Annotated in this window: 6 protein-coding genes and 1 riboswitch; all 6 genes read right to left on the bottom strand. The window is 26.4% G+C overall.

Annotated features, from left to right (window positions below; genetic code table 4):
• Positions 1 to 170: 170 nt before the first annotated feature.
• On the bottom strand, positions 171 to 551 hold the full coding sequence (locus EHU54_RS03810; protein ID WP_400249026.1) for a hypothetical protein: 381 nt from the start codon (positions 549 to 551) through the stop codon (positions 171 to 173).
• Positions 552 to 821: 270 nt separating this feature from the next.
• Complete coding sequence (locus tag EHU54_RS03805; RefSeq protein WP_400249025.1) at positions 822 to 1,409, bottom strand: nucleoside 2-deoxyribosyltransferase; 588 nt, start codon at positions 1,407 to 1,409, stop codon at positions 822 to 824.
• 15 nt (positions 1,410 to 1,424) lie between these two features.
• Positions 1,425 to 2,036, bottom strand: a complete 612-nt coding sequence (locus EHU54_RS03800) for a bifunctional 4-hydroxy-2-oxoglutarate aldolase/2-dehydro-3-deoxy-phosphogluconate aldolase (protein ID WP_400249024.1) — start codon at positions 2,034 to 2,036, stop codon at positions 1,425 to 1,427.
• Positions 2,036 to 3,988 carry a transketolase family protein gene (locus EHU54_RS03795; protein ID WP_400249027.1) on the bottom strand — a complete coding sequence of 651 codons (1,953 nt, stop codon included), beginning with the start codon at positions 3,986 to 3,988 and terminating at the stop codon, positions 2,036 to 2,038. The genes EHU54_RS03800 and EHU54_RS03795 overlap by 1 nt, the downstream gene beginning before the upstream one ends.
• 86 nt (positions 3,989 to 4,074) lie before the next feature.
• Positions 4,075 to 4,698 (bottom strand): deoxynucleoside kinase, encoded by a 624-nt coding sequence (locus EHU54_RS03790; RefSeq protein WP_400249023.1) that lies wholly within the window; start codon positions 4,696 to 4,698, stop codon positions 4,075 to 4,077.
• A 19-nt stretch (positions 4,699 to 4,717) separates the two neighbouring features.
• Positions 4,718 to 5,428: a purine-nucleoside phosphorylase gene (gene deoD, locus EHU54_RS03785; protein ID WP_400249022.1), complete on the bottom strand. Its 711-nt coding sequence runs from the start codon at positions 5,426 to 5,428 to the stop codon at positions 4,718 to 4,720.
• A gap of 395 nt (positions 5,429 to 5,823) precedes the next feature.
• A riboswitch (cobalamin riboswitch) is annotated at positions 5,824 to 5,996 on the bottom strand.
• Positions 5,997 to 6,688 lie beyond the last annotated feature (692 nt).

The following is a 6,688-nucleotide window of genomic DNA, read 5'->3' as shown; positions in this document are numbered from 1 at the left end:
ATTCCTATAATTTCTATTTTAAATATATTTTATAGGAATTTTAAAATAACTAGGTTATGCAAGAAGTCTAATGTATAAACAACTTAAAGAGGGTATCAAAAAGTTGTTATAGTTTTTTTATAAATATTTAAGATACTGTCCTTTCTCTGAATCAATTAATAATTTTGGTTTTACAAATAAAAAAACCATTTTAGTAAATGGTTTAATTTATTATTCTTATTCAATTTCCGAGTTTTTTTCCAAAACCCCATTTTTTTATACGTCCGATTTGATTCTGCTTTTCCTTTTAAAACATTATCACACATAATAATTGGTATTATTTCGATTCCAGCAATTATTAAATAAAAAATCCCAGTAACCATATAAAAACCATAACTCATAGTGCCTGTTACTAATAATATTAAACCACCAATTGAAAAACCTATCAATGCTAACGATGATATAACAATTGCTATAATACATCCTGCTCGACATAAATTATCTGGCTTTTTATTTTGAATAACATTGGTTTGAACATTCTCTTGTTCATTTTGTACATAATTTGTATCCATTTGAATCTGACACCCTTTCTTGTAAATAAATATTTTATTAATATAAATTAGTTTTTTCATTATAAAAGTTGTAATCAAACATTAAAGTTTTAAAATTTGACACGGTTAAATTATAAAAAAATGCAAGTAATTAAATAATAAAATGGTTATTATTCTTTAACTATTTATTTTTTATATCCAATAATTTTTTTATAATTCTTTTCTATTAATTTCACAGCATAATAAAAAGAGTTATAAATCATATAACTCTTCATTAATTTATTAATTAATTTAAATAAAAAAATCAAAACCATGATATAAAGTATCTTCTCTTTCTTTAAAAATATCTTTAATATCATATTTTTTTCGATACTCTTCAATTCTTCCAGTTTCAATAGCTTTAATTGCTTCACAAGCTAATTTATGCGAATTACATAATGTCATTTGAGGAACATCACCATTATTTAATGGTTCATAATATAATGCTCCTGTAATCATTTCGTTTAAACCAAAACCAGGATATTCTCCTTTTAAAATTCCTTGATGTAAACGAAAGTCAGAAATAATTGGGAATAAATATTTATTTTTATTATGAATTGCTTGTTCAACTACTAAACCAAATTCCATATGAGTTCCTGAATCTCAACCATCTAATTCTAAAATAACATAATCTGCTTCAGTTAAACCAACATAATCTAATTCAAAAATTGCTTTATTTGTAGGGCGTTCTTTTTGATTTGTTTCAAAATCAACTGGATTTCCAATAATAAAGTCTGGAAACATTTCACGCAACATATCTCCTTCACGTTTTCTTGTGTTTCATTGGGCCTCAGTAAACATACTACCCGCATTGTAAATTACTTTTTTATTATCTCTCATATTATTTTTTCTCCTTTATTGATTAATTATTGTTTCAAATGTTTTAAATTTTTCCATATCAAGACCTGTACTATTAATATCACCAGTGATAAAAGCACCGACAGCAATTAAATCATATCCTAAGTTTTTTGCTTCTTCATAATTTGTTAAATTAATTCCTCCTGAAGCCATATAAACTTTTGTTGGAAAAAATGTTTTAATTGTTTGAATAAAATTTAATTTAAATGCTGTTGCTGGGAAAATTTTAATAATTTCTCATTTAGCATTAACAATATTATTAACTTCTTGTAGTGTCATTGCCCCCGGAATATACAATAAATTATTTTGATGACAATATTCACTAACTGCTTGGTTAAAAACTGGACCTACTAAAAATTGAGCTCCGGCTGTTGCTGCTTGCATTGCTTGTTCTAATGTTAAAACTGTTCCTGCTCCAACTAAAATTGTTGGATACTTGTTACGAACAAAACTAATTAATTCTGCAACATTAGGAATTGTGAAAGTTAATTCTAAACATTTAACTTGTAAATTAATTAACTGTTCACAAATTTGTTGAGCAACAACATAATTATGATTTCGAATTACATAAAAAGTTTTATACTCTAATAGTTTTTCTAATGTAATCATTATTCTCCTAAATATGCTGTAATTCTATTAATAATAGAAGTTTGATCTAATTGCTTATACTTAATAACAGCATCTGCACTTCCCGATAAACCATAATCATCAACACCTAACATTAATCCAGTTTTACCAACAAATTTATATCAAACATAATCATTTGAAAATTCAATTGCAATTACTTTTGTTATATTATTTGGTACAATTTTTTCCCGATAAGCTTTTGACTGTTGTTCAAATAATTCAACACAGGGCATTGATACAACACGAATATTTTTCTTAATTGTCTTAGCTGCAACAATTGCTGGTGCTACTTCAGTTCCTGTTGCAATAATAATTGCCTCCAATGGTTTTGTCTCATCTTCAGCAACAACAATATATCCCCCTTTTAACGTTTGTTCTCAACATGTTTCTGCTAATTGATATGGGGTATCTTGTCGCGATAATATTAAAGCTGATGAAGCACTTTTTGCTTCTACGCTTGCTTTCAAACATCCAATTGCTTCTTTAATATCCGCTGGACGAAACACATTTAAATTCGGACAATTTCGTAGCATTGCTAATTGTTCAACTGGCTGATGTGATTTTCCATCAAAACCAACACCGATTGAATCATGTGAAAAAGCAAAAATTACGGGTAAGTTTTGAATACAAGCCATTCGAATACATGGTTTCATATAGTCAGCAAAAATTAAAAATGTTGAATTAAATCCTTTCAAACCTTGGTGTAATTCAACACCAATGCTAATTGTTCCGGCAGCAAATTCACGCACTCCAAAATGAACATTATTATTTTGTGGTGTTGATGTTGTTCATGAACCATTATAACCAATAATTTTGGTTGCAGTTCCCAAATCAGCACTACCTCCAAACATATTATTTAAACACTTTTGTTGATAATATTTAAACACATCACCCATAATAATTCGTGTTCCTGCTTTTTTATCTTTATCAGTTGTTAATAACGCTTCAAAAGCTTTTAAATCAACCGATGGAATTACAAATAATTCTTCATATTTCTTTGGAAATGTTGCTTTGTAAGCAGTTATTTTTTTCTTTCATTCTTCATATTTTGTTGCTCCTCGTTTAGCAAAAGTGTTTTGTCAATGTTTTTTAACATCATTATCAACATAAAATTGAGGATGATTAAAATCATAAAATGCTTTTACTTGTTCCATCTCCTCGGGAGTAAATGGTGAAGAATGCATAGGTGAACCTTGTTTTGGATGCCCATAACCAATAATTGTTTTACATTCAATTAATGTTGGTTTATCAGATTTTTGCGCTTGTTCAATTGCTTTTTGAATTGCTGGTAGATCCTCATCTGCGTTTTCAATTCGAATATAATTTCAATTTTGTGCTTCAAAAAAACGTTGATAATCAATTTTTAAAACAGCATCACATTTTGTATCTAATTGGTAATCATTTGAATCATATAACATAATTAATTTATTTAATTTTCATACCCCAGCTAATTGGATTGCTTCAATTGCTCCGCCTTCTTGCAAATCACCATCACTACATAAAACATAAGTATAATGGTCAATGATTTTATAATCTGGTTTATTAAATTTAGCTGCTAAATGTTGTTCAGCTAATGCCATTCCAACTCCATAGCCAACTCCTTGTCCTAGGGGACCAGAAGAATTATCCACTCCAGGAGTAACACCATATTCTGGATGAGCTGGCGTTTTTGAATTAATATGACGATAATTTTTTAAATCATCAATTGTTAAATTATAACTAGCTAAATGTAAAATCGCATATTGTAAGGTTGAAGCATGTCCTGGAGATAATACAAAACGATCACGATTAATTCAATCAGGTACTGCTGGATTAGCAATTAAATTATTTAAATAAATTGCTTGCATCAGTGGTGCTGCACTTAATACAATCCCTGGGTGGCCAGTTTTATTATAAATAATAGGATCTAGTCCTAAAATTTTTAAATTACTTAAACTTTTTATTTCTATATTATTAATTATTTGTGCTTTTCATTTTAATTTCCTCCTTATTAAATTAAAATATTAATAATAATTATTTTTTAAATTAAACAAGGAACTTTATTATCAAGAGGTAATAAATGTTGCATAATAATGCTTATTTTTTCTGAAAAATCATCACTGTCAGCATCAATAACAATAAATTGATAATCATTTTTTAATTCATGATATAAAATTTCATATTGTTCATTTAACTTTTCCCAGTAATAATATGGGGTTTCTAATTCTAATTGACGCCCACGTTGTTTAATTCGTTCAACCGCTTTTTCAGTTGAAACTTTTAAATAAATAATGACATCAAAGCCTAACTTTTTCTTCAAAATTGGAACAATAACATTTTGAAAAAAACAATTATAAACTTTAAAATCAATTTCATTCATAATTTTTAATAAGTGGGAAACTCGCACAAAAACAGGGTCTTCTAAAATTGTGCGGTCAAAAACAGTATTCTCTAAATTATCAATGTTGAAAAATTGCTCAATTCTTGTTGTTAACATATAAATTTGCATTTTAAAGGCAAATCCTTCCATATCTTGGTAAAAATCTTTAAAATATGGATTTTCTTCTAATGGTTCTTTAAATAAATTATAGTTTAATTGTTTACATAATTCTTCACTAACTTTTGTTTTTCCTACTCCAACGGTTCCAAAGACTGCAATTTTCATTTTATTGCTCCTTTCGTTTTTAACTCATTAATTGAACAGCAGTATCTAATGCTAATTCAACCATTGTCATAAAATTATTTTGGCGTTCCAATGCTGTAGTAACTTCTTTAGTTACAAGATGGTCAGAAACTGTTAATAATGTTGCTGCATGTTTTTGCGTAACAATTGCATTAGTAAACAAAGCATATGATTCCATTTCAACAACATCTAATTTATGAGTATGAGTAAAGTCTAATGAATCATCATAACGATAAAAAACATCTGCTGCATGAGCAATTCCCGTGTGAGTTTTAATTCCTTTTGCTTGTGCTACAGTTTCAATTTCATTAAATAATTTTTCACTTGCAGCAATTAAATTACTATCAATATTAGCTGCAATTTTTGCATAATTACTTTCGCCAAATGCTTCACGAACATTAAAGATATCATAAACTTTAATATTTGGATTATAACTTCCAGCTGAACCAATTCTAATAATATAATCAACATCATAAAACTTAAATAATTCGTATGAATAAATTCCAATACTTGGACAACCCATTCCACTTCCAGCAATTGTTACCTCAATGTTTTTATATTTGCCAGTATACATTAACATATTTCGAACTTCATTTACTAATTTTAAATTTGTTAAATATTTCTCAGCAACGGTTTTTGCCCGTAATGGGTCTCCCGGCATTAAAACAACTTTTGCAATTTCTTCTTTTTTGGCATTAATATGTGGTGTCATTTTTTTATTCCTCTCTTTTCCGCTTAATTTAATTACCAATAAATACCTATCAATGCTATTTTTATTTAAAAAGTAAGGATATTTAAACAACACGAAAAAGAATATTGTTGCATATCCACATAAATGATGTTTAATTTCTACGATTATTTTAATTAATAGTTTAAGACAATAGCAAAAATAAAACCATTTTAAATCAAATGCTATTAAACTTAATTATTAATTAATTTTATTATTTATTATCTTTTAAATAATACTTTTTGATAGGATTATTGCTTTAAATTAACAACTAAAAAACGCTTTTTGACGTTTTTCAAATTATTATTTAATAGTTTTCACTAATAAATAATTAATCATCTAACCCCAGAGATAATAAATATAAGTGCAGCATTGATATTTTACCAATGTTTTTTTTAGATCGGTCTACTGGCTTAGTTTCACTTTACTCACTATTCCTTCTCAAGAAATATTTTCTCAATGGAATGATGTTAGCTTTCATCCACTTTACATTTGCTGGGACAGCCTAGGATTCACACCTAATTCCCGTAACATCCAAAATTGCTTTTTAAAGTTGTTAAAATAATAATATAAAGTTTACTTTTAAAATGCAAGTTAAAATTAACAAATTATTTACCAACTAAAGACAAATTAGGAAAAAAGTTGATATTTTTTATAATTAAAAATGAAACTATTGTCAGAAAAATCTAGAAGCATATAATAAAAATTGTAAATAATATTTATGGACCTTATTAAGTATTTTTACTCCTTTCAATCCTAATATAGAATCAAAAAATAGTCAGCAATCTAGACCACCATAAAAGATAATAGATAACATAATAAATCAAATAATAAGCAATCAATAACAAATAGTTATTTATTTGCCAATATTATTAAATAAATAATTTAGGTTTAGTTTTAAATTTTGTTATATTTCTTATTAGTAGTAATCAGCAACACAATAACATTTATAAACTATTAAATAGACTTCTTGCATAACCTATTAAAATAATTGTAAATATTTTTAAAAAGATACTAATAGCAAATTATAATTTTAATTAATTATGTCTTTTATTTAAAAATTTAATATTTTCCTACAACGAAAAATGACTTTTTTATTTAAATTATTTAATTTTAAATACATCTTCTATGCTATCTAATAATAATTGCAAATTATAAATTGAAGCAATTAAATTAAATCTTAAACTAAATCGTTTTCTATGATTACGATATTTTTCTGTAATAATTTTAAATTTTTTAAGAATA

It is taken from the genome of Spiroplasma sp. ald, assembly GCF_044714355.1.
Classification (GTDB): Bacteria; Bacillota_I; Bacilli_A; order Mycoplasmatales; family Mycoplasmataceae; genus Spiroplasma; species Spiroplasma phoeniceum.
Note: the sequence above shows the minus strand (reverse complement) of the source record. Positions and strands in the feature narration are given on the sequence as shown.